The 20,842-nt window shown below is 68.9% G+C and carries 20 protein-coding genes; 18 read left to right on the top strand and 2 right to left on the bottom strand.

Features of this window, described 5'->3' with window-relative positions; translation table 11 throughout:
• Positions 1 to 4 precede the first annotated feature (4 nt).
• From nuoG to ACK4YQ_RS12055, 16 genes are all read left to right on the top strand, one after another.
• Positions 5 to 2,047, top strand: a complete 2,043-nt coding sequence (nuoG, locus tag ACK4YQ_RS12130; protein WP_409611668.1) for an NADH-quinone oxidoreductase subunit NuoG — start codon at positions 5 to 7, stop codon at positions 2,045 to 2,047.
• 3 nt (positions 2,048 to 2,050) lie between these two features.
• Positions 2,051 to 3,130: an NADH-quinone oxidoreductase subunit NuoH gene (gene nuoH, locus ACK4YQ_RS12125; RefSeq protein WP_409611667.1), complete on the top strand. Its 1,080-nt coding sequence runs from the start codon at positions 2,051 to 2,053 to the stop codon at positions 3,128 to 3,130.
• An 11-nt stretch (positions 3,131 to 3,141) separates the two neighbouring features.
• Positions 3,142 to 3,342 carry a hypothetical protein gene (locus ACK4YQ_RS12120; protein ID WP_409611666.1) on the top strand — a complete coding sequence of 67 codons (201 nt, stop codon included), beginning with the start codon at positions 3,142 to 3,144 and terminating at the stop codon, positions 3,340 to 3,342.
• Complete coding sequence (gene nuoI, locus ACK4YQ_RS12115; RefSeq protein WP_409611665.1) at positions 3,339 to 3,830, top strand: NADH-quinone oxidoreductase subunit NuoI; 492 nt, start codon at positions 3,339 to 3,341, stop codon at positions 3,828 to 3,830. The genes ACK4YQ_RS12120 and nuoI overlap by 4 nt, the downstream gene beginning before the upstream one ends.
• A gap of 95 nt (positions 3,831 to 3,925) precedes the next feature.
• Complete coding sequence (locus ACK4YQ_RS12110; protein ID WP_409611664.1) at positions 3,926 to 4,543, top strand: NADH-quinone oxidoreductase subunit J; 618 nt, start codon at positions 3,926 to 3,928, stop codon at positions 4,541 to 4,543.
• Complete coding sequence (nuoK, locus tag ACK4YQ_RS12105) at positions 4,540 to 4,848, top strand: NADH-quinone oxidoreductase subunit NuoK (RefSeq protein WP_409611663.1); 309 nt, start codon at positions 4,540 to 4,542, stop codon at positions 4,846 to 4,848. The genes ACK4YQ_RS12110 and nuoK overlap by 4 nt, the downstream gene beginning before the upstream one ends.
• Before the next feature lie 11 nt (positions 4,849 to 4,859).
• Complete coding sequence (nuoL, locus tag ACK4YQ_RS12100; protein WP_409611662.1) at positions 4,860 to 6,956, top strand: NADH-quinone oxidoreductase subunit L; 2,097 nt, start codon at positions 4,860 to 4,862, stop codon at positions 6,954 to 6,956.
• Between the two features lie 15 nt (positions 6,957 to 6,971).
• Complete coding sequence (locus tag ACK4YQ_RS12095) at positions 6,972 to 8,459, top strand: NADH-quinone oxidoreductase subunit M (protein WP_409611661.1); 1,488 nt, start codon at positions 6,972 to 6,974, stop codon at positions 8,457 to 8,459.
• Between the two features lie 15 nt (positions 8,460 to 8,474).
• The gene (gene nuoN / locus ACK4YQ_RS12090) at positions 8,475 to 9,905 is read left to right on the top strand and encodes an NADH-quinone oxidoreductase subunit NuoN (protein ID WP_409611660.1); all 1,431 of its coding nucleotides are present in this window, start codon (positions 8,475 to 8,477) and stop codon (positions 9,903 to 9,905) included.
• 1 nt (position 9,906) lies between these two features.
• Positions 9,907 to 10,644, top strand: a complete 738-nt coding sequence (locus ACK4YQ_RS12085; protein WP_409611659.1) for a biotin--[acetyl-CoA-carboxylase] ligase — start codon at positions 9,907 to 9,909, stop codon at positions 10,642 to 10,644.
• Positions 10,641 to 11,417, top strand: coding sequence for a type III pantothenate kinase (locus ACK4YQ_RS12080; protein WP_409611754.1), 777 nt, complete (start codon positions 10,641 to 10,643; stop codon positions 11,415 to 11,417). The genes ACK4YQ_RS12085 and ACK4YQ_RS12080 overlap by 4 nt, the downstream gene beginning before the upstream one ends.
• The gene (locus ACK4YQ_RS12075) at positions 11,417 to 13,099 is read left to right on the top strand and encodes a ribonuclease J (RefSeq protein ID WP_409611658.1); all 1,683 of its coding nucleotides are present in this window, start codon (positions 11,417 to 11,419) and stop codon (positions 13,097 to 13,099) included. The genes ACK4YQ_RS12080 and ACK4YQ_RS12075 overlap by 1 nt, the downstream gene beginning before the upstream one ends.
• An 82-nt stretch (positions 13,100 to 13,181) precedes the next feature.
• On the top strand, positions 13,182 to 13,604 hold the full coding sequence (mce, locus tag ACK4YQ_RS12070; RefSeq protein WP_409611657.1) for a methylmalonyl-CoA epimerase: 423 nt from the start codon (positions 13,182 to 13,184) through the stop codon (positions 13,602 to 13,604).
• Positions 13,604 to 13,864 (top strand): DUF1467 family protein, encoded by a 261-nt coding sequence (locus ACK4YQ_RS12065; protein WP_409611656.1) that lies wholly within the window; start codon positions 13,604 to 13,606, stop codon positions 13,862 to 13,864. The genes mce and ACK4YQ_RS12065 overlap by 1 nt, the downstream gene beginning before the upstream one ends.
• Positions 13,865 to 14,265: 401 nt before the next feature.
• Positions 14,266 to 15,501, top strand: a complete 1,236-nt coding sequence (locus ACK4YQ_RS12060; RefSeq protein ID WP_409611753.1) for a lipoprotein-releasing ABC transporter permease subunit — start codon at positions 14,266 to 14,268, stop codon at positions 15,499 to 15,501.
• Positions 15,494 to 16,180, top strand: coding sequence for an ABC transporter ATP-binding protein (locus ACK4YQ_RS12055; protein ID WP_409611655.1), 687 nt, complete (start codon positions 15,494 to 15,496; stop codon positions 16,178 to 16,180). Before ACK4YQ_RS12060 ends, ACK4YQ_RS12055 begins: the two co-directional genes overlap by 8 nt.
• Here ACK4YQ_RS12055 and ACK4YQ_RS12050 read toward each other — a convergent pair.
• Positions 16,177 to 16,608, bottom strand: a complete 432-nt coding sequence (locus ACK4YQ_RS12050) for a VOC family protein (RefSeq protein WP_409611654.1) — start codon at positions 16,606 to 16,608, stop codon at positions 16,177 to 16,179. The two genes, ACK4YQ_RS12055 and ACK4YQ_RS12050, sit on opposite strands and share 4 nt — an antisense overlap.
• On the opposite strand from ACK4YQ_RS12050, the gene sidA reads away from it, so the two are divergent.
• Positions 16,595 to 16,777 carry a cell division inhibitor SidA gene (gene sidA / locus ACK4YQ_RS12045; protein WP_409611653.1) on the top strand — a complete coding sequence of 61 codons (183 nt, stop codon included), beginning with the start codon at positions 16,595 to 16,597 and terminating at the stop codon, positions 16,775 to 16,777. The two genes, ACK4YQ_RS12050 and sidA, sit on opposite strands and share 14 nt — an antisense overlap.
• A 29-nt stretch (positions 16,778 to 16,806) precedes the next feature.
• On the top strand, positions 16,807 to 20,244 hold the full coding sequence (dnaE, locus tag ACK4YQ_RS12040) for a DNA polymerase III subunit alpha (RefSeq protein ID WP_409611652.1): 3,438 nt from the start codon (positions 16,807 to 16,809) through the stop codon (positions 20,242 to 20,244).
• Between the two features lie 10 nt (positions 20,245 to 20,254).
• Here the strand turns inward: dnaE and ACK4YQ_RS12035 are convergent, their stop codons facing one another.
• The gene (locus tag ACK4YQ_RS12035) at positions 20,255 to 20,617 is read right to left on the bottom strand and encodes a hypothetical protein (RefSeq protein WP_409611651.1); all 363 of its coding nucleotides are present in this window, start codon (positions 20,615 to 20,617) and stop codon (positions 20,255 to 20,257) included.
• Positions 20,618 to 20,842 lie beyond the last annotated feature (225 nt).

Below are 20,842 nucleotides of genomic sequence, written 5' to 3'. Positions count from 1 at the left end.
CGGGATGCCGAAAGCCAAGGTCAACGGGGTCGAGGTCGAGTTCGAGCCCGGCATGAACGTCCTGCAGGTGGCGGAACTGGCCGGGGAGGAGATCCCGCGGTTCTGCTACCACGAGCGCCTGTCCATCGCCGGCAACTGCCGCATGTGCCTGGTCGAGGTGAAGCCTGGGCCGCCGAAGCCGCAGGCCTCCTGCGCCCTGCCGGCCGCCGACGGCCAGGAGATCTTCACCAACACGCCGATGGTGAAGAAGGCGCGCGAAGGGGTGATGGAGTTCCTGCTCATCAACCATCCCCTGGACTGCCCGATCTGCGACCAGGGCGGCGAGTGCGACCTCCAGGACCAGGCCATGGGCTATGGCCGCGACGATTCCCGCTATGCGGAGAACAAGCGCGCGGTCGAAGAAAAGTACATGGGTCCGCTGATCAAGACGGTCATGACCCGCTGCATCCAGTGCACCCGGTGCGTTCGGTTCATCACCGAAGTGGCCGGCGCGCCCGAGATCGGTCTTATCTCTCGCGGCGAAGACGTTGAAATCACGACCTATCTCGGCGCTGCGGTGACGAGCGAGCTGTCGGCCAACGTGATCGACCTGTGCCCGGTCGGCGCGCTGACGTCCAAGCCCTACGCCTTCAACGCCCGTCCCTGGGAGCTGAAGAAGACCGAGAGCGTCGACGTGATGGACGCGCTGGGATCTGCGATCCGGGTGGATTCCCGCGGGCCGGCGGTGCTGCGCGTGCTGCCGCGCATCAACGACGACATCAACGAAGAGTGGATCAGCGACAAGACGCGCTACGCCGTCGACGGCCTGGGGCGTCAGCGCCTGGACCGGCCGTACGTGCGCGAAGGCGGAAAGCTGCGCGCGGCCACCTGGGCCGAAGCCCTCGACGCGGTCGCCGCCAGGCTGAAGGCCGCTGCGCCCGAGCGGATCGGGGTGATCGCCGGCGACCTGCAGGACGCAGAGTCGATGAAGGCGGCGCTGGACCTCTTCGGCGGCCTGGGCGTCAGGAACATCGACTGCCGCCAGGACGGGCTCGTCCTCGGCGCCGGGCCTCGGGAGAGCTGGCTGTTCAACTCGACCCTGGCCGGGATCGAGGACGCCGACGCGATCCTTCTCGTCGGGACCAATCCGCGCCTTGAGGCGCCGGTGCTCAACGCGCGCCTGCGCAAGCGCTGGCTGGCGGGCGCCCTGAAGGTCGGCGTCATCGGCGAGCAGGCCGACCTGACCTACGCCTACGAGTATCTCGGCGGCGGCGCGGCGACGCTGGAGGGGCTGGCCAAGTCCCGCGGCGACTTCGCCAAGGCCTTCAAGGCGGCCGAGCGTCCGGCGGTGATCGTCGGCATGGGCGCCCTGGCGCGCCCGGACGGGGCGGCCGTGCTCAAGGCGGCGGCCGGCGCGGCCAAGGCGTTCGGCGCCACCTGGAACGTGCTGCACACCGCAGCCGCGCGGGTCGGCGGCCTGGACATGGGCTTCATCCCCGGCGAGGGCGGCAAGAGCGCTGGCGAAATGGTCGCCCCGGGCGCCCTGGACGTGCTGTTCCTGCTGGGGGCGGACGAGATCGACGCGACGGCCTCGGACGCCTTCGTGGTCTACCTGGGCACGCACGGGGACGCGGGGGCGCACAAGGCCGACGTGATCCTGCCTGGCGCTGCCTACACAGAGAAGAACGGGCTCTATGTGAACACCGAGGGCCGGGTCCAGATGGGCCAGCGCGCCGTGTTCCCGAAGGGCGAGGCGCGCGAGGACTGGGCGGTCCTGCGAGCGCTGTCGGAGCGCGTAGGGACCAAGCTGCCCTATGACACGCTCGACCAGCTTCGGGCGAAGCTCTTCGCGGACCATCCGACCTTCGGCCAGATCGACTATGCGCCGGCCGGCGGCGGGGCGGGGTTGGACCTGGCGGCGCTGGGCGCGGCCGGGCCGACCTCCGAGGCGCCGTTCCTCAGTCCGATCAAAGCCTTCTATCTGACCAACCCCGTCGCGCGGGCGAGCGTGACGATGGCCGAATGCCAGGCTCTGGCGTCCGGGCAGATCAAGATCGCGGCGGAGTAGGGTATGGACGCTTCCACCAACTTCTGGGCCACGCCGGGCGGCTGGACCCTGATCGCGGTCGGCCAGATCCTGGCCGTGATGATCTGGATTCTGCTGTCGCTGGCCTTCCTGCTGCTGGCCGACCGGAAGATCTGGGCCGGCGTGCAGATGCGCAAAGGCCCCAACATCGTGGGCCCCTTCGGCCTGCTGCAGTCCTTCGCCGACTTCCTGAAGTTCGTGCTGAAGGAGATCGTCATCCCCGACGGCGCGGACAAGGTGGTCTTCCTGCTGGCGCCGCTGATCAGCTTCACCCTGGCCTTCGCCGCCTGGGCGGTGATCCCGCTGGCCCCGGGCTGGGTGGTCTCGGACATCAATGTCGGCGTGCTCTACCTGTTCGCCATTTCCTCGCTCGGCGTCTACGGGATCATCATGGGCGGCTGGGCGTCCAACTCGAAGTACCCGTTCCTCGGCAGCCTGCGCTCGGCGGCGCAGATGGTCTCCTATGAGGTGTCGATCGGTTTCGTGATCATCACGGTGATCCTGCTGGCCGGCTCGATGAACCTGCAGACGATCGTCGCCCAGCAGGCCGGCGGCTTCTGGAACTGGAACGTCCTGGGCGGCGGGCTGCACAACCTGCCGATGGCCCTGGTGATGATCCCGATGATGGTGGTCTTCTTCATCTCGGCCCTGGCCGAGACGAACCGGCCGCCCTTCGACCTGCCGGAGGCCGAATCCGAACTCGTGGCCGGCTACCAGGTGGAGTACTCCTCCACTCCGTACCTGCTCTTCATGATCGGCGAGTACGCGAACATCGTGCTGATGTGCGCCCTGATCACCATCCTGTTCTTCGGGGGATGGCAGGCGCCGGTGCACCTGGCGTTCGTGGAGAGCTGGGCGCCGACGGCGCAGAGCTTCTACGGGTTCATGTGGTTCTTCCTGAAGGTCATCTTCTTCTTCTTCATGTTCGCCATGGTGAAGGCGATCGTGCCGCGCTACCGCTACGACCAGCTGATGCGCCTGGGCTGGAAGGTGTTCCTGCCGACCTCGCTGGTGGCCGTGGTCCTGGTGTCGGCCTGGCGGGTCTTCGGGCCGGCGGCGGCATGAGGGGGGCGCTGATGATCCTGTCCGCCACCCTGGCCCTGGCCGGTTGCGCCGGCGGCGTCCATAGCGCCGGGGGCTATGCGACCTATGACGACCTGAAGCGGGCGACCGACGCCTGCGCGGCCCGCGGCGGCCGCCTGACCCTCGTGCGTGGCGGCGACGCTCGCGACATCCAGGACTACACCTGCGACAAGACGAAGGCTGAAGCGCAATGATGCAACGGATCGGACAAGCCATCCGGGGCGCGGCCCTGATGGACTTCGCCGGCGCCTTCGGCCTGGCGTGGAAGTACATGCTGCGGCCCAAGGCCACGGTGATCTATCCCAACGAACGGGGGCCGCAGTCGCCCCGGTTCCGCGGCGAGCACGCCCTGCGGCGCTATCCGAACGGAGAGGAGCGCTGCATCGCCTGCAAGCTGTGCGAGGCGATCTGCCCGGCCCAGGCCATCACCATCGAGGCCGAGCCGCGGGCGGACGGCAGCCGCCGCACGACCCGCTACGACATCGACATGGTCAAGTGCATCTACTGCGGCCTGTGCCAGGAGGCCTGCCCGGTGGACGCCATCGTCGAGGGGCCGAACACCGAGTTCGCCACCGAGACCCGTGAGGAACTCTACTACGACAAGGAACGCCTGCTCGAAAACGGGGACCGTTGGGAGCGGGAAATCGCGAAGAATCTGGAACTCGACGCGCCGTATCGCTAAGACGTGCGCGCGATTCCGGAAGGCTTTTGACCCGCGCCGGGACTGGCTTGGCCAGTCCTGTCGCGGCGTCTCTTTGAGGGGAGCTTGATCCGCCGATGGCCTTGCAGGCGATCGCTTTCTACCTGCTGGCGACGATCACCGTCGCGGCAGGCTTCGCCGTGGTGTCGGCGAAGAACCCAGTGCACTCGGTGCTGTTCCTGATCCTGGCCTTCTTCTCGGCCGCGGGCCTCTTCGTGCTGCTCGGCGCGGAGTTCCTGGCGATGCTGCTGGTGGTGGTCTACGTCGGCGCGGTGGCGGTGCTCTTCCTCTTCGTCGTGATGATGCTCGACGTGGACTTCGCCGCCCTGCGCCAGGGCTTCGCCCGCTACATGCCGCTGGGCGGCCTGGTGGCCGGGGTGCTGGCGATCGAGATGATCGTGGTCTCCACCACGGTGGCGAGCGGCGGCGCGGCCGGCAGGTCGGCCGGTCCCGTGGCGCCGACGGGGGACGTCACCAACGCCGAAGCGATCGGCCGGGTGCTCTACACCGACTACGTCTACTTCTTCCAGGCCGCGGGCCTGGTGCTGCTGGTGGCGATGATCGGGGCCATCGTGCTGACGCTGCGCCACAAGCCGGGCGTGCGCCGCCAGAACATCGCCGACCAGGTCGCGCGCTCGCCGAAGACCGGCATGCGCGTGGTGACGATCAAGCCAGGCGAGGGGATCGGCGAATGACCATCGGGCTCGAGCACTATCTCGCGGTCGCCGCGATCCTGTTCACGATCGGCGTGTTCGGCATCTTCGTGAACCGCAAGAACATCATCGTCATCCTGATGTCGATCGAACTGATCCTGCTGGCGGTGAACATCAACCTGGTGGCCTTCTCGGTCTATCTCCACGACGTGGTGGGGCAGATCTACGCCATGTTCGTGCTGACCGTGGCCGCCGCCGAGGCGGCGGTGGGCCTGGCGATCCTGGTCACCTTCTTCCGTAACCGCGGCGACATCTCCGTCGACGACGCCTCGATGATGAAGGGCTGAGCGCAGCAACCATGACTCCTCAGTCCATCGTCACGCTTCTCGTCTTCTCGCCGCTGGCGGGCGCGGTCATCGCCGGCCTGTTCGGCCGCCGGATCGGCGACATCGCCTCCCAGGCGGTGACCACCGGCCTGTTGATCCTTGCCTGCCTGCTGTCCTGGACCATCTTCAGCCAGTGGACATGGGGCGGCCTGGAGCCGTTCACCGTCACCTTGGCGCCGTTCATCAGCGTCGGCGACTTCCAGTCGAACTGGGCGGTCCGCATCGACGGCCTGTCGGCGGTGATGCTGGTGGTGGTGACCACCGTCTCGGCGCTCGTGCACATCTATAGCTGGGGCTACATGGCCGAGGACGACTCCCGGCCGCGCTTCTTCGCCTACCTGTCGCTGTTCACCTTCGCCATGCTGGCGCTGGTGACCGCCGCCGACTTCATGCAGCTCTTCTTCGGCTGGGAAGGGGTGGGGCTGGCCAGCTACCTGCTGATCGGCTTCTGGTTCAAGAAGCCCACGGCCAACGCCGCCTCGATCAAGGCCTTCGTGGTCAACCGGGTCGGCGACTTCGGCTTTGCGCTCGGGATCATGACGGTGTTCTGGGCCTTCGGCACGATCCAGTTCGCCCAAATCTTCCCGCAGGTCGCGGCCGGCGCGGCGCGGGTGTGGCACTTCGCCGGCCAGGACTATCACCTGGTCGACCTGGCCTGCGCCCTGCTGTTCGTCGGCGCCATGGGCAAGTCGGCGCAGTTCTTCCTGCACACCTGGCTGCCGGACGCCATGGAAGGGCCCACGCCCGTTTCCGCCCTGATCCACGCGGCGACCATGGTGACGGCCGGCGTCTACATGGTCTGCCTGCTCTCGCCGATGTTCGAGTACGCCCCGGTGACGAAGCAGATCGTCACCGTGATCGGCGCGGTCACGGCCCTGTTCGCCGCGACGGTCGGCCTGACGCAGAACGACATCAAGCGGGTGATCGCCTATTCGACCTGCTCGCAGCTCGGCTACATGTTCTTCGCCGCCGGCGTGGGCGCCTACCAGGCGGCCATGTTCCACCTGTTCACCCACGCCTTCTTCAAGGCGCTGCTGTTCCTGGGCGCCGGCTCGGTGATCCACGGCATGCACCACGAGCAGGACATGCGGCGCTACGGCGACCTGGCCAAGTTCCTGCCGGCGACCTACGCCGCCATGACGATCGGCACGATCGCCATCACCGGCCTGGGCATTCCCTACGTCGACTGGGGCTTCGCCGGCTTCTATTCGAAGGACGCCATCATCCACGCCGCCTATACGGCGGGCGCGCAGACCGGCACGGCCTACTTCGCCTTCGTGATCGGGGTGCTGGTGGCCGGATTGACGGCCTTCTACTCCTGGCGGCTGGCCTTCTTCACCTTCAACGGTCATGCCCGCTGGGGCCACGGCGATCACGGGCATGACACTCACGGTCATGACGCGCACGGGCATGCCGCGCACGGTCATGACGACCACGCCACCGCGGCGCAGCTCGAGACTCACGACGAGCCGCTGCCGGACGATCATGGGCACGGTCACGACCACAAGCCGCACGAGAGCCCGTGGGTGATGCTGCTGCCGCTGGCGGTGCTGTCCGTCGGCGCGATCGCCGCCGGCTTCGTCTTCAAGGAGCAGTTCATCGGCCACGAGCAGGTCGAGTTCTGGCGCGGGGCGATCTTCAACGGCCCGGCGAACCACGTGATGGAGCATCACGAGGCGCCGACGTGGGTGGTCCTGGCGCCCCTGGTCGCCTCGGTCCTGGGGCTGCTGGTCGCGGTCTACATGTACCTGGTGAAGGAAGGGCTGGGCGCGCGCCTGGCCGCCCGCGGCGGGCCGCTCTACACCTTCTTCTACAACAAGTGGTTTTTCGACGAGCTCTACGAGGCGACCTTCGTGCGCGCCGCCCGCGGCCTCGGAGACCTGTTCTGGAAGGGCGGCGACCAGAAGATCATCGACGGCCTGGGACCGGATGGCGTCTCCGCCGTCTCCTACGCCGTGGGCCGCCGCACCGGCAAGCTGCAGACCGGCTACGTCTATCACTACGCCTTCGTGATGCTGCTGGGCGTCGCGGGCCTGCTGTCCTACGCCCTCTGGGCGTGGGCGGCTTAAGGGGAGGGGGGACCTATGACCGGCATCCTGTCGCTCACCACCTACGCCCCCCTCGTCGGGGTGGCTGGGATCCTTTTGCTGCGCGCGTTCGGGCGTCCGGACGACGCCAGGACCGTCGAGGCGGCCAAGTGGATCGCCTTCGTCGCGACTCTCGCCACCCTGGCTCTGTCGGTGTTGCTGACGGCCCAGTTCGACCCCAACGACCCAGGCTTCCAGTTCGTCGAGGACGTCGCCTGGTTCGGCGGCCTCCACTACCGCATGGGCGTGGACGGAATCTCGGTCCTGTTCGTGCTGCTCACCGCTTTCCTGATGCCGCTCTGCATTGCGGCGTCCTGGAAGTCGATCGAGAAGCGCGTGCTCGAGTACATGATCGCCTTCCTGGTCCTGGAGACCCTGGTGATCGGCGTGTTCTGCGCGCTGGACCTGGTGCTGTTCTACATCTTCTTCGAATTCGGCCTGGTGCCGATGTTCCTGATCATCGGCATCTGGGGCGGCAAGAACCGGGTCTACGCGGCCTTCAAGTTCTTCCTCTACACCCTGCTGGGCTCGGTGCTGATGCTGGCCGCCATCCTGGCCATGATCGGCGTCGCCGGCACCGCCTCGATCCCAGAACTGATGACCTATCGGTTCGACCCGAACCTGCAGACCTGGCTGTGGCTGGCCTTCTTCGCCTCCTTCGCGGTGAAGATGCCGATGTGGCCGGTGCACACCTGGCTTCCCGACGCCCACGTGGAAGCCCCGACCGCCGGTTCCGTGATCCTGGCGGGCATCCTCCTGAAGATGGGCGGCTACGGCTTTCTGCGCTTCTCCCTGCCGATGTTCCCGCAGGCCTCCGAGTTCTTCACGCCGCTGGTCTTCGCCCTGTCGGTGATCGCCATCATCTACACCTCGCTGGTGGCGTTCCGGCAGACGGACATCAAGAAGCTGATCGCCTACTCGTCGGTGGCGCACATGGGCTTTGTGACCATGGGCATCTTTGCGGGGAGCCTGGAGGGCCAGCAGGGCGCCATCTTCCAGATGATCAGCCACGGGGTGATCTCCGGGGCGCTGTTCCTCTGCGTCGGCGTCGTCTACGACCGCATGCACACCCGCGAGATCGCCTTCTACGGCGGGCTGGTGAACCGCATGCCGTGGTACGCGGCGGTTTTCATGCTGTTCACCATGGGCAATGTCGGCCTGCCGGGGACCTCGGGCTTCGTCGGGGAAATCCTGACCATGACCGGCGCCTACCAGTATTCCACCTGGACGGCGCTGTTCGCGGCCAGCGGCGTGATCTTCTCCGCGGTCTACGCCCTGACGCTCTATCGGCGCGTGGTCTTCGGCGAACTGACCAACCCGGCCCTGGCCCAGATCACCGACCTGGACTGGCGCGAGGTGGCGATCTTCGCCCCGCTGATCATCTCGACCCTGGTGCTGGGCGTTCAGCCCGGCCTCGTGACCAACCTGACCGAAAGCTCGGTCGCCCAGCTGGTGACGGCGTACCGCGCCGCCATCGGCGGGTGAGGGACCTCTAGGCTCATGACGTTCCAAGCTTCCCTCGGCCTTGCGGTCCCCGAACTGATCCTCGCCGCCTCGGCGATGGTTCTGCTCGTCTGGGGCGCCTTCCAGCCGCGCGCAGGCGCGGTGTTCACCCTGGCCGCCGTGGGCGTGCTGGTCGCAGCCGCCGCGGCAGCGGCCGTGGGCCCGTTCGGCCGCGCCTTCGCGGGCGGCCTAGTGGTCGATGCGGCTTCGACCTTCGCCAAGGTGGCGATCTACCTGGCCAGCGCCGTGGCCATTCCCCTCGGCCAGCGCTGGTTCGAGCGTCGCGGGGTCCGCAATTTCGAGTTCCCGGTGCTGATCATCCTGGCCGCGCTGGGCATGGGAATGATGGCCTCGGCCGGGGACCTGATCTCGCTCTATGTCGGCGTCGAACTGCACTCCCTGGCGCTCTACGTGCTGGCGGCCATGTATCGCGACGACGCCAAGGCCTCCGAGGCCGGGCTGAAGTATTTCGTGCTGGGGGCGCTGTCCTCCGGCCTGCTGCTCTACGGCGCCTCCCTGGTCTACGGCTTCGCCGGCTCCACCCGGTTCGAGGATATCGCCGTGGCGGTGCAGGCCGGCGCCGGCACGGGCGTGCTGTTCGGCCTGGTGTTCCTGATGTGCGGCCTGGCCTTCAAGGTCTCGGCCGCGCCGTTCCACATGTGGACGCCGGACGTCTACGAGGGCGCGCCGACCCCCGTCGTGGCCTTCTTCGCCGCCGCGCCGAAGCTGGCGGCCATGGTGCTTTTCGCCCGCCTGCTGGCCGAGGGTTTCGCCGGCGCGGCCGACCAGTGGCGCCAGATCCTGGTGGCGATCGCGCTCCTGTCGATCGGCGTCGGCGCCTTCGCCGGCCTGGCGCAGAAGAACCTGAAGCGCCTGTGGGCCTATTCGTCGATCGCCAACGTCGGCTACGCCGTGCTCGGTCTCGCCGCCGGCGACACCCAGGGCGTCCAGGCCATGCTGGTGTTCATGGTGCTCTACATGATCGACGTGACGGGCTTCTTCGCCTGCCTCTCGGCGCTGTCGCGCCAGGGCCGGCCGATGGAGACGATCGAGGACATGGCGGGCCTGTTCAAGGAACGCCCGGGCCTGGCGCTGGCGATGACGGCGTTCTCGCTGTCGGCGCTCGGCCTGCCGCCGTTCTCCGGCTTCTGGGCCAAGGTCTATGTGTTCAAGGCGGCCATCGGCGCCGGCCTGGGCGTCGCGGCCGTGATCGGCCTGGTCGGCAGCGTGGTGGCGGCGTTCTACTACCTGCGCCTGATCAAGGTGATGTGGTTCGACGCGGCCCCCGGCGCCACCGACGCGCCGGCGCCGGAAGCGCGGCTCATCGCCATCGTACTGGCGCTCTTCAGCTTCCCCGTCGTCCTCGCCGCCCTGACCTGGCTCGACCCGCTGGCCCAGGCTGCAGCGGCCGCCCTCGGCCTGGCCTGACGTGAATCATCCGCCGGTCGAGGCCTACGAGGAACTCGACTCCACCAATGCGGAGGCGCGGCGCCGCGCTGAGGCCGGGGACGCCGGCCCGGTCTGGATCACGGCTCGGCGCCAGACCGCCGGCCGCGGCCGGCGCGGGCGCGCCTGGTCGACGGAGTCCGGAAATCTCGCCGCGACCCTGCTCTTCGTGACGGACAAGCCTGCGGCGGAAGCGGCGCAGGTGAGCTTCATCGCCGCCCTGGCGGCCGCCGACCTTGCGCAGACGTGCCTGGGCGCGGGGGCGGCGCGGATCAAGTGGCCCAACGATCTGCTGGTCTACGGCCGCAAGGCCGTCGGGATTCTGGTCGAGAGCGGCGCACGCGCCGATGGGCGGCTGTGGATGGCCGTCGGGATCGGGGTCAACCTCGCCCACGCGCCGCAAGACGTGGAGCGCCCGGCCACCGCCTTTTCGGAGCATATGGCGAGCCCGCCGCCCACGCCGCTCGACGCGCTGGAGGTGCTGGCGGCGGCCTTCGAGCGCTGGCGGCTGGCGTGGGAGCGCGATGGATTCGGCCCTATCGCCGCGGCCTGGACCGAGCGGGCCGTGGGGCTCGGCGAGCCGTGCGTGGCGCGGCTGCCCAGCGCCACCCTGTCGGGGCTGGCGGAGGGGCTGGACTTGGACGGGGCGCTGAAGCTGCGCCTCAGCGACGGAACGGTGGCGCGGATCACCGCCGGCGACGTGTTCTTCGGAGAAGGCTGATGCTGCTGGCCATCGAACAGGGCAACACCAACACGCTGTTCGGCGTGCACGACGGCTCCGAGTGGATCGCCCAGTGGCGCTCGGCGACCGACGCCAGCCGCACGGCGGACGAGTACGCGGTGTGGCTGTCGCAACTGCTGTCCATGGCCGGGCTGCAGTTGAGCGGCCTGAAGGCCTGCATCATTTCCAGCGTGGTTCCGCAGTCGATCTTCAACCTGCGGAACCTGTCGCGGCGCTATCTGCATGTGGAGCCGCTGGTGGTGGGCGAGAACGCCGACCTCGGCATCGCGGTGCGCATCGACAAGCCGAGCGAGGCCGGCGCGGACCGCCTGGTCAACGCCATCGGCGCGCATGTCGTCTATCCGGGCACCCTGATCGTCATCGATTCCGGTACGGCGACGACCTTCGACGTCATCGCCGAGGACGGCGGCTTCGAGGGCGGAGTGATCGCGCCCGGCATCAACCTGTCGATGGAAGCGCTGCACCAGGCGGCGGCCAAGCTGCCGCGGGTGGCGATACAGCGGCCGCAGCGGGTGCTGGGTAAAGACACCGTGGGGGCGATGCAATCGGGCGTCTTCTGGGGTTATATCGCCTTGATCGAGGGGCTGATCGCCAGGCTGAAGGCCGAGTGGGGCGCGCCCATGACGGTCGTGGCCACCGGCGGCGTCGCCTCGCTGTTCCACGGAGCCACCATGGCCATCGACCATTTCGACCCGGACCTGACGATCCGGGGCCTGCTCGAGATCCACCGCCGCAACACGGGCCACGGCTGATGGCCAAGGCCGGCGCCGCCGACGAACTCGTCTTCCTGCCGCTGGGCGGGTCGAACGAGATCGGCATGAACTTCAACCTCTACGGTTTCGGCCCGCCGCATGCGCGCAAGTGGATCGTCGTCGACCTGGGCGTGACCTTCGGCGACCAGACCACCCCCGGGGTCGAGGTGATCCTGCCGGACCCCGAGTTCATCGCCGCGCACGCCAAGGACGTCCTGGGGATCGTGCTCACCCATGCGCACGAGGACCACATCGGCGCCGTCGCCTGGCTGTGGCCGCAGCTGCGCGCGCCGCTCTACGCCACGCCCTTCACCGCCTTCGTGCTGCGCGAGAAGCTGCGTGATGCGGGGCTGGAGGACGAGGCGCCGATCAACGAGGTGCCGCTCGGCGGCTCCCTGACTCTCGGGCCGTTCGAACTGGAGCTGATCACCCTCACGCACTCCATCCCCGAGCCGAACGGCCTGGCGATCCGAACGCCGCTGGGGGCGGTGCTGCACACCGGCGACTGGAAGATCGACCCCGACCCCCTGCTGGGCGGCGTCACCGACGAGGACGCCATCCGCCGCCTGGGCGACGAGGGCGTGCTGGCGATGGTGTGCGATTCCACCAACGTCTTCGTCGACGGCGTGGCCGGCTCGGAGGCCGACGTTCGGGTCGCCCTCGGCGAACTGATCGCCGGGCTCAAGGGCAAGGTGGCGGTCTCCTGCTTCGCCTCGAACGTGGCTCGGATGGATTCGGTGATCCGGGCCGCCGAGGCGGCCGGACGGCGGGTGTGCCTGGTGGGCCGCTCGATGCTGCGCATGGCCGCCGCGGCCAAGTCGGTGGGGCTGATGGCCGACATCAAGCCCTTCGTCTCCGAGGGGGAGGCCAACCATCTGCCCGCCGACGGGGTGCTCTATCTGTGCACCGGCAGCCAGGGCGAGCCGCGGGCGGCGCTGGCGCGGATCGCCGACGGCACGCATCCGCACGTGAAACTGGGGGCGGGCGACGCCTGCGTCTTCTCCTCTCGGGTCATTCCGGGCAACGAGGTGGCGATCCGCAACCTGCAGAACCGCCTCGCCGACCGCGGCGTGCGGCTCTACACCGACCGCGATCATCCGGGCATCCACGTGTCGGGCCATCCTTGCCGGGACGAGCTGGCGCAGATGTATCGCTGGGCGCGGCCAGAAATCGCCGTGCCCACCCACGGCGAGCGCCGCCATCTGCTGGAGCACGCCGCCTTCGCCCGCGACCTGCAGGTGCCCCAGCAGGTGACGCCCCGCAACGGGGATATGGTGCGCCTGGCGCCTGGCCGTGCGGAGATCATCGACGAAGTGCCGGCCGGCCGGCTGTTCGTGGACGCCGGCGTGCTGACGCCGGAGAACGGCGAAGCCCTGCGCGAGCGCCGCCACGCCGCCTATAACGGCATGCTGACGGTGGCCGTGGCGATGGACGGGCGAAACCGGATCGTCTCCGGACCGGACGTGCGCGCTCTGGGCCTGCCCACCGAAGAGGGCGAGACGCTCGATGAGGTCCTGGACGAGCTGGCGGACGAGGCCGAAGCGGCCCTGAAGCGACTGTCGGGGGATCAGCGTGACGACGACGACGCGATCGAGACGGCCCTGTCCCGGGCGGTGAAGAAGGCGAGCCAGCGGATCTGGGGCCGGCGCCCCGTGGTCGAGACGATCGTCCTGAGGATCTAGCCCCCCGCGCGGCGATCGGACGCGCGGGCCGATGCCGTCGGGTGATCTGGCGGCCGGACCGTTGCAGGCGTATAGGCAGGCCATGATCGGCAAACTGAACCATGTCGGCGTCGCCACGCCCTCCATCGACGAGTCGGTGAAGCTCTATCGCGACGTGCTCGGCGCCACCTCCATCGGCGAGAAGTTCGCCATGCCCGAGCAGGGCGTGTGGGTGTGCTTCGTGAACCTGCCCAACAGCCAGATCGAGCTGATCGAGCCGTACGGCGAGGGGTCGCCGATCCACGGGTTTCTCGCCAAGAACCCCTCGGGCGGCCAGCACCACATCTGTTTCGAGGTCGAGGACATCATCGCCGCGCGTGACGACATGCGCGCCAAGGGGGCGACGGTGCTGGGCACGGGCGAGCCGCGCATCGGCGCCCACGGCACGCCGGTGATCTTCGTGCATCCCAAGAACATGGGCGGGGTGCTGGTCGAACTGATGGAAACGCCCAAGGGCGCGCACTGATGACGCCCTTCACCGCGGTCGCCACCTACCTCGTCCTGTGGTGGACCGTCCTTTTCGCGGTGCTGCCGATCGGCGTGCAGAGCCACCATGAGGCGGGCATCGACAGGGGCGACGGGGGCGATCCCGGCGCGCCCGTGGATCCGAAGCTGAAACGCAAGTTCATCACCACGACCTGGGTGTCGGCGGTGCTGTTCGTGCTCGTCTGGCTGACGATCTACTTCAAGCTGGTGCCGATGCCGAGCCTGCCTTCGGGACGCTGAAGCGCCTGTTCCCTTCGCAGCCCCCGGCGGCGGCGCGCCCGAATCTTGAGCGATTCCGCCGCGGCTCGCCCCGAGGCGCCGGCGCGGCGAGGCGCCGGCCGTAACGTGCGTTACCTCTGATGCACCGCGACGGGCCGAGTGATGGTCCGTCCCGTGGCGTTTTCCCCGATGACCTTGTGGCCGCCCGCCCGACCGCGGGCGGCCCTTTTTTTGCGCCGCCATGATTTCGCCCGCGACATTGCCAAGGAGTCCGGGGGGGCGCTATCTGGCGCGTCTGATGGGCAGGAACGCCGACACATGCCTGAGAATGCTCGACACCGTCCCCGGCGCGCATGGGCGAGGAAGCTGACCGCGTGAGCAGGGCAGGCGGGCGCGCGGCGCCGTTCGGGCTGTGGGAGCGGATGCTGGCGGGGCGCTATCTGCGCGCCAAGCGCAGCCAGGGCGGCGTGGCCCTTATCTCCATCATCTCGTTCATCGGCATCATGCTGGCCGTGGCGGTGCTGATCATCGTGATGTCGGTGATGAACGGCTTCCGCGCCGAGCTCCTGGACCGGATGCTGGGCTTCAACGGCCATCTCTACATCTCCGGCGGAATCCTGGCCACGCCGGACCGGGCGCGGATCGTGCGGGAGACCGCCGAAATCCCCGGGGTGGTGCAGGTGACGCCGGTGGTCGAGGCCCAGGCGATGGCCCTCGGCATGGGGCAGATCTCGGGGGCGATCGTGCGCGGGGTGACGCCCGCCGATCTCGCGGCCACTCACATCATCTCCGACAACATCGTCGAAGGATCCCTCGAGGGCTTCGGCGCCGGCGAATATGGCGGCGACCTGATCGTCGTCGGCGAGCGCCTGGCCCAGAATCTCGGCCTCCGCCCCGGCGATCCCCTGACCCTGATCTCGCCCACCGGCGGGGCGACGGCGTTCGGCGCCACGCCGCAACGCAAGACCTACACCGTGGCGGCGACCTTCAGCGTCGGCATGAGCGAGTACGATCAGGCCTTCATCTACATGCCCCTGGACCAGGCCCAACTGTTCTTCGGCCGCGACACCGCCATCGATTTCATCGAGATCCGGGTGAACGACGCTGACCGCGCGCTGGCGATGAAGGCCGACGTGGCCCGGGCGGCCGGGCCGGCCGCGATCGTCACCGACTGGACCGAGAAGAACGCGGCCTTCTGGGGAGCGCTGAAGGTCGAGCGCAACGTCATGCGGCTCATCCTGATGATGCTGGTGGCGATCGCGGCCATGAACATCATCTCCGGCCTCGTCATGCTGGTGAAGAACAAGGGCCGCGACATCGCCATCCTGCGCACCATGGGGGCCGGGCAGGGGGCGGTGATGCGCATCTTCTTCATGGCCGGAGCGGCGGTGGGGGCGCTCGGCACCCTGGCCGGGTTCCTCCTGGGGGTGCTGTTCTGCATCTTCATCGAGCCGATCCAGCGGGCCGTGGAGTACGTCACCGGCGCCCAGGTGTTCAATTCTGACGTGTACTTCCTGTCGCACGTTCCGGCCAAGGTGGACTGGAGCGAGGTGGTGGTGATCGTCGGCTTTGCGCTGGTGATGTCCTTCCTGGCGACCCTGCCGCCGGCGTGGCGGGCCTCGCGCCTCGATCCGGTGGAGGCGCTCCGCTATGAGTGACCCGGTTCTCTCCATCCGCGGACTGGAGCGGACCTATACGACGGGGGCGGGGCCGCTGACCGTCCTTCGCGGCGTCGACCTCGACGTCGAGCCCGGCGAGATCGTGGGCCTCGTGGGCCCGTCGGGATCGGGCAAGTCCTCCCTGCTGCACGCCGCGGGCCTTCTGGAGCATCCCAACGGCGGGCGGATCCTGATCGAGGGGCGGGACTGCTCGGACCTGTCGGATCGGGCCCGCACCCAGGTGCGCCTGGCGACGATCGGCTTCGTCTACCAGTTCCATCATCTGCTTCCGGAGTTTTCGGCGCTCGACAACGTGGCCCTGCCGCAGATGATCGCCGGCGCCTCGCGGCGGACGGCGCGGGAGCGGGCGGCGGTCCTGCTGACGGAGCTCGGCCTATCGCAACGCATGGAGCACCAGCCCGCGCAGCTCTCCGGCGGGGAACAGCAGCGGGTGGCGATCGCCCGGGCGCTCTCCAACCGCCCGCGCCTGCTGCTGGCGGACGAGCCCACGGGCAATCTGGATCCGCACACCTCGGCTGGGGTGTTCGAGAGCCTCTACGCCCTTGCTCGGGAGGAGGGAGTGGCCGCCATGGTCGCCACCCACAATTTCGAACTGGCGCGTCACATGGACCGGGTGTTCGCCCTGAAGGACGGCCATCTGGAACCGCAGCGCTTCTAGCTCGCGGTCGTCCCGAACGTCGTGCGGCCGTCGGGGTGGATGGTGCAGCCGGGATTGTGCGCCACCTCCCAGACGTGTCCGTCGGGATCGGCGAAGTAGCCGCAATAGCCGCCCCAGAACACTGCTTCGGGCCGCTTCAGTGCGCTGGCGCCGGCGTCGAGGGCTTGGGCGAAGACGCGGTCGACGGCGTCGGGCGAGCGCTCGTTTATGGCGATGGTCACGCCGCTGAAGCCGCCGTCAACGGAGCGGTGGGCGTCCTCAGCCAGCGCCTGGCGGCCGAACAGCGCGAGGGCGAGACCGGGCAACTGGTAGAAGCATACGTCGTCGAGCGCCTGGATCGGCGTCCAGCCCAGGCCGCCCTCGTAGAAGCGGCGGGCTCTGGCGAGGTCGTCCACGCCCAGGGTGATCAGGCTTATGCGTTGGTCCACGGCATGGCTCCAGGGGCTTGACGGTGAGAACAAAACCAGAATAAGAACATTCCAAGAACTTCAGCAAGGGGTGCGGCACATGGTTCGTCTGGCGCGGGAATCGCTGGCATTTGTCTCCGTCGCGGGCTTCGTTTGGATGATGTGCGCGGTGGCGCAACTGGCGGCCTGACCGGCCGTCGAGCAGGCGGGAGGGGTGCGATGAGCGCGGGCGCGGAAGGTTTTGTCCACCTGCGCGTGCGCTCGGCCTATTCGCTGCTGGAAGGCGCCATCAAGGCGGACGCCGTGGGCAAGCTCGCGGCCAAGGCCGAGATGCCGGCGGTGGCCCTGACCGACCGAGCCAATCTTTTCGGCGCCCTCGAGTTTTCCGTCGTCACCAAGGACGTGGGCGTGCAGCCGATCATCGGTTGCGCGCTGCCGGTGACCGGCATCGGCGAGGGGCCGCCGGAGCGCTGGGCGCGCACCCCCACGATCGTGCTGCTGGCGCAGAACGAGGCCGGCTACCTGAACCTGTCGGCCCTGTCGTCGGCCGCCTTCGTGGAATCCGACGGCGCCGCCGAGCCGAGCGTCGATTGGCAGCGGGTGGTCGCCCACAACGAGGGCCTGATCCTGCTGTCGGGCGGCACGGATGGTCCGGTGGATCCGCTGTTCGCCGCCGGCAAGGTCGCCGAGGGGCGCGCGGCCCTCGCCGAAATGGCTCGGGTGTTCGGCGACCGCTTCTACGTGGAGCTTCAGCGCCACGGCCTGCCCGCGCAGGCGGCGGCCGAGCCTGAGCTGGTGGCATGGGCCTATGAGCATGACGCGCCGCTGGTGGCGACCAACGACGCCTATTTCGCCACGGCCGACCTGCACGCCGCCCACGACGCGCTGCTGTGCATCGCCGACGGCGCCTTCATCGGCCAGGACGAGCGGCGGCGGGTGACGGCCGAGCACTGGTTCAAGCCGGCCGCGGACATGCGGGCGCTGTTCGCCGACCTGCCCGAGGCCTGCGACCATACCCTCGACATCGCCCGGCGCTGCGCCTTCATGGTCAAGAAGCGCGACCCGATCCTGCCGAGCTTCCCCACCGAGGGAGGGCGCAGCGAAGACGAGGAACTGGCGCACCAGGCGCGCGAGGGGCTGAAGGCGAGGCTGTCCAAGCTGCGCGCCGCCGCGGCTCCGGTCGAGGACTACGAGGCCCGGCTGGAGCGCGAGATCGGCGTCATCTGCCAGATGGGCTTTTCCGGATACTTCCTGATCGTTTCGGACTTCATCAAGTGGGCCAAGGCGCGTGGAATTCCGGTGGGGCCGGGGCGGGGCTCGGGCGCGGGTTCGCTGGTGGCCTGGTCGCTGACGATCACCGACCTTGATCCTCTGCGCTACGGCCTGCTGTTCGAACGGTTCCTGAACCCCGAGCGGGTGTCCATGCCCGACTTCGACATCGACTTCTGCCAGGAGCGGCGGGAGGAGGTGATCGCCTATGTGCAGCAGCGCTACGGGCGCGACCGGGTGGCCCAGATCATCACCTTCGGCACCCTGCAGGCGCGCGCCGTGCTGCGGGACGTGGGGCGGGTGCTGCAACTGCCGCTGGGGCTGGTGGACCGCCTGGCCAAGATGGTCCCGGCGAACCCGGCCAATCCGGTGACGCTGGCCAAGGCCATCGAGATCGAGCCGCGGCTGCAGCAGGCGCGGCGGGACGACGAGGCGGTGGCGCGCCTGCTGGACATCGCCCTGCAACTCGAGGGCCTCTACCGCAACGCCTCGACCCACGCGGCCGGGGTGGTGATCGGCGACCGGCCGCTCACCGAGCTGACGCCGCTGTACCGCGATCCGCGCTCGGAGCTGCCGGCCACCCAGTTCAACATGAAGTGGGTGGAGAGCGCCGGCCTGGTGAAGTTCGACTTCCTGGGCCTTAAGACCCTGACGGTGATCGACCGTGCGCTGAAATACCTGGACCAGCGCGGGGCCGGGGTCGTGATGTCCGAGTTGCCGCTGGACGACGCCAAGACCTACGAGCTGATGTCCCAGGCCCAGACGGTGGGGGTGTTCCAGCTGGAAGGGCAGGGTATGCGCGACACCCTGCGCCAGCTGCGGCCCGGCTCGATCGAGGACGTGACCGCCGTCGGCGCGCTCTACCGCCCCGGCCCGATGGACAACATCCCGGCCTTCATCGACTGCAAGTTCGGGCGCAAGCCGATCGACACCCTGCACCCGTCGCTGGCGCCGGTGCTGAAGGAGACCTACGGCATCATCGTCTACCAGGAGCAGGTGATGCAGATCGCCCAAATCCTGGCCGGCTACTCCCTGGGCGAAGCCGACCTGCTGCGCCGGGCGATGGGCAAGAAGAAGAAAGAGGAGATGGAGCAGCAGCGCGCCCGCTTCATCTCCGGGGCGAGCGCGAAGGGGGTGAGCGCCGAGCAGGCCGGCGCCATCTTCGACCTGGTCGACAAGTTCGCCGGCTACGGCTTCAACAAGAGCCACGCGGCCGCCTACGCCGTCGTCAGCTACCAGACCGCCTGGCTCAAGGCCAATGCGCCGGTCGAGTTCTTCGCCGCCTCGATGAGCCTGGACATCTCCAACACCGACAAGCTGGCGGTGTTCTACCAGGACGCCAAGCGCTTCGGGGTGAAGGTGCAGCCCCCGTGCGTCAATCGTTCGGGCGCCGATTTCGAGGTGGCGAACGGCGAGGTGCTGTACGCCCTGGGCGGGGTGCGCAACGTCGGCCTGCAGGCCATGGAGCATCTGGTCGAGGTGCGCCGGGCGGGCGGGCCGTTCCGCGACCTGTTCGACCTGGTCGAGCGGGTCGACCCCAAGCTGGTGAACAAGCGGGTGCTGGAGACCCTGGCGCGGGCCGGCGCCTTCGACGCCATCCATCCCAACCGGGCCCAGATCGTGGCGGCGGCGGACGCGCTGATCGCCTACTGTCAGAGCGTGGCGGCCGAGCGCGCCTCGGCCCAGGCCAACCTGTTCGGCGGCGACCAGGCCGAGGCGGCGCGCCCGCGGCTGCCCAAGGTCGAGCCGTGGAACCCCGTGCAGCGTCTGGACGAGGAACTGGCGGCCGTGGGCTTCTACCTGTCCGGCCACCCCCTGGACGACATGGTCGAGGCCCTGCGACGCAAGCGGACCGACCTCTACACCGAGGCGGTCGCCAAGGCCGAAGCCGGCGCCGAGGCGCTGCGCATGGCCGGGGTGGTGCGTCGCAAGCAGGAGCGGGCCTCCCAGTCGAGCGGTGAGAAGTTCGCCTTCGTCACCTTCTCCGATCCAACCGGGGAGTATGAGGTGCTGTTCCCGCCGGAAGCGCTGCGCAAGTGCCGCGACATCCTGGAGCCCGGCAAGTCGGTGGCCATCCGGGTGCGGGCCAAGGCGCGCGACGGCGAGGTGCGTTTCTTCGGCGACGACGCCGAGCCGGTGGACCGGCTGATCCAGAACGCCGTGGCGGGGCTGCGGGTGCACCTGTCCCCGCGCAGCGCCGAGATCGAGGCGATCAAGCGGCGGCTGGAGGGGGTGTCGGGCCCCCGCGGCGGCGAGATCGTGCTGGTCGCCGGGGTGCAGGGCGGCCGCGAGGTGGAGGTGCGCCTGCCGGGCCGCTACACGCTGGACGCCTCGGTCCGCGGGGCGCTGAAGACGGCGCCGGGCGTCGTCTTCGTCGAGGACCTCTAGCGCCCCCGGGTCAGTAGGGGCTGATGTAGCCTTTCGGCTTCGGCGCGCTTTGACCGCCGGTCGCCGCCGGGCCCTGGTAGGTCGAGCGCCCTTCGAAGGGCTTGAAGGGGCGAGCGGGTTCGGGCTCGGCGATCTTGCCGATCTTCCCCATCGGCGCGAACGGTGCGACCGGCGCGTAGGCGGGGCGCGGGGCCGGAGGCGCGGACGGCGTCAGGGGAGCTCGCGCGCCGGCGCCGAGCCCCGGCGAAGGCTGGCCCGGCGCTCCCAGGCCCGGAGACCGGGAACCGAACGCGCCGAGGCCCGGCCCCTCCGCCAGGGCCGGCCCGGCCGCCAGAGTGAGGGCGAGCACGATCGGGTAAGACGCGTGATGCATAGAAGCCTCCTTGCTCGCATGGGTTTATTCGGCGGCGGAGCGCAAGGCCAGCGCGTTCTCCCATGGCGGGTGAAGCTTGCATTCGGCGCGCTTTTCGCCTAGATGCGCGCCCATTCCACACGCAGGCGTTTGGCGACGTGCGGGGAGACATCCCGTCGTATCCATTCCGGTCCTCCAATCGGAGGGTTTGCCTGCGGAGGCCAACCGGAAAAAGGACCATAAGCC

Origin of the sequence: Phenylobacterium sp. (assembly GCF_046291545.1) — a bacterium.
Taxonomy (GTDB): domain Bacteria; phylum Pseudomonadota; class Alphaproteobacteria; order Caulobacterales; family Caulobacteraceae; genus Phenylobacterium.
Note: the sequence above shows the minus strand (reverse complement) of the source record. Positions and strands in the feature narration are given on the sequence as shown.

Excerpts from the sequence above, each read along its gene's own strand:
- ACK4YQ_RS12120 (WP_409611666.1), top strand. The coding sequence starts at position 3,142 with ATGATCCTGTCCGCCACCCTGGCCCTGGCCGGTTGCGCCGGCGGCGTC.
- ACK4YQ_RS12075 (WP_409611658.1), top strand. The coding sequence starts at position 11,417 with ATGGCCAAGGCCGGCGCCGCCGACGAACTCGTCTTCCTGCCGCTGGGC.
- nuoL (WP_409611662.1), top strand. The coding sequence starts at position 4,860 with ATGACTCCTCAGTCCATCGTCACGCTTCTCGTCTTCTCGCCGCTGGCG.
- nuoH (WP_409611667.1), top strand. The coding sequence starts at position 2,051 with ATGGACGCTTCCACCAACTTCTGGGCCACGCCGGGCGGCTGGACCCTG.
- sidA (WP_409611653.1), top strand. The coding sequence starts at position 16,595 with ATGCGTTGGTCCACGGCATGGCTCCAGGGGCTTGACGGTGAGAACAAA.
- nuoG (WP_409611668.1), top strand. The coding sequence starts at position 5 with ATGCCGAAAGCCAAGGTCAACGGGGTCGAGGTCGAGTTCGAGCCCGGC.
- ACK4YQ_RS12035 (WP_409611651.1), bottom strand. The coding sequence starts at position 20,617 with ATGCATCACGCGTCTTACCCGATCGTGCTCGCCCTCACTCTGGCGGCC.
- nuoI (WP_409611665.1), top strand. The coding sequence starts at position 3,339 with ATGATGCAACGGATCGGACAAGCCATCCGGGGCGCGGCCCTGATGGAC.
- nuoK (WP_409611663.1), top strand. The coding sequence starts at position 4,540 with ATGACCATCGGGCTCGAGCACTATCTCGCGGTCGCCGCGATCCTGTTC.
- mce (WP_409611657.1), top strand. The coding sequence starts at position 13,182 with ATGATCGGCAAACTGAACCATGTCGGCGTCGCCACGCCCTCCATCGAC.
- ACK4YQ_RS12055 (WP_409611655.1), top strand. The coding sequence starts at position 15,494 with ATGAGTGACCCGGTTCTCTCCATCCGCGGACTGGAGCGGACCTATACG.
- ACK4YQ_RS12095 (WP_409611661.1), top strand. The coding sequence starts at position 6,972 with ATGACCGGCATCCTGTCGCTCACCACCTACGCCCCCCTCGTCGGGGTG.
- ACK4YQ_RS12065 (WP_409611656.1), top strand. The coding sequence starts at position 13,604 with ATGACGCCCTTCACCGCGGTCGCCACCTACCTCGTCCTGTGGTGGACC.
- dnaE (WP_409611652.1), top strand. The coding sequence starts at position 16,807 with ATGAGCGCGGGCGCGGAAGGTTTTGTCCACCTGCGCGTGCGCTCGGCC.
- nuoN (WP_409611660.1), top strand. The coding sequence starts at position 8,475 with ATGACGTTCCAAGCTTCCCTCGGCCTTGCGGTCCCCGAACTGATCCTC.
- ACK4YQ_RS12060 (WP_409611753.1), top strand. The coding sequence starts at position 14,266 with ATGCTGGCGGGGCGCTATCTGCGCGCCAAGCGCAGCCAGGGCGGCGTG.
- ACK4YQ_RS12110 (WP_409611664.1), top strand. The coding sequence starts at position 3,926 with ATGGCCTTGCAGGCGATCGCTTTCTACCTGCTGGCGACGATCACCGTC.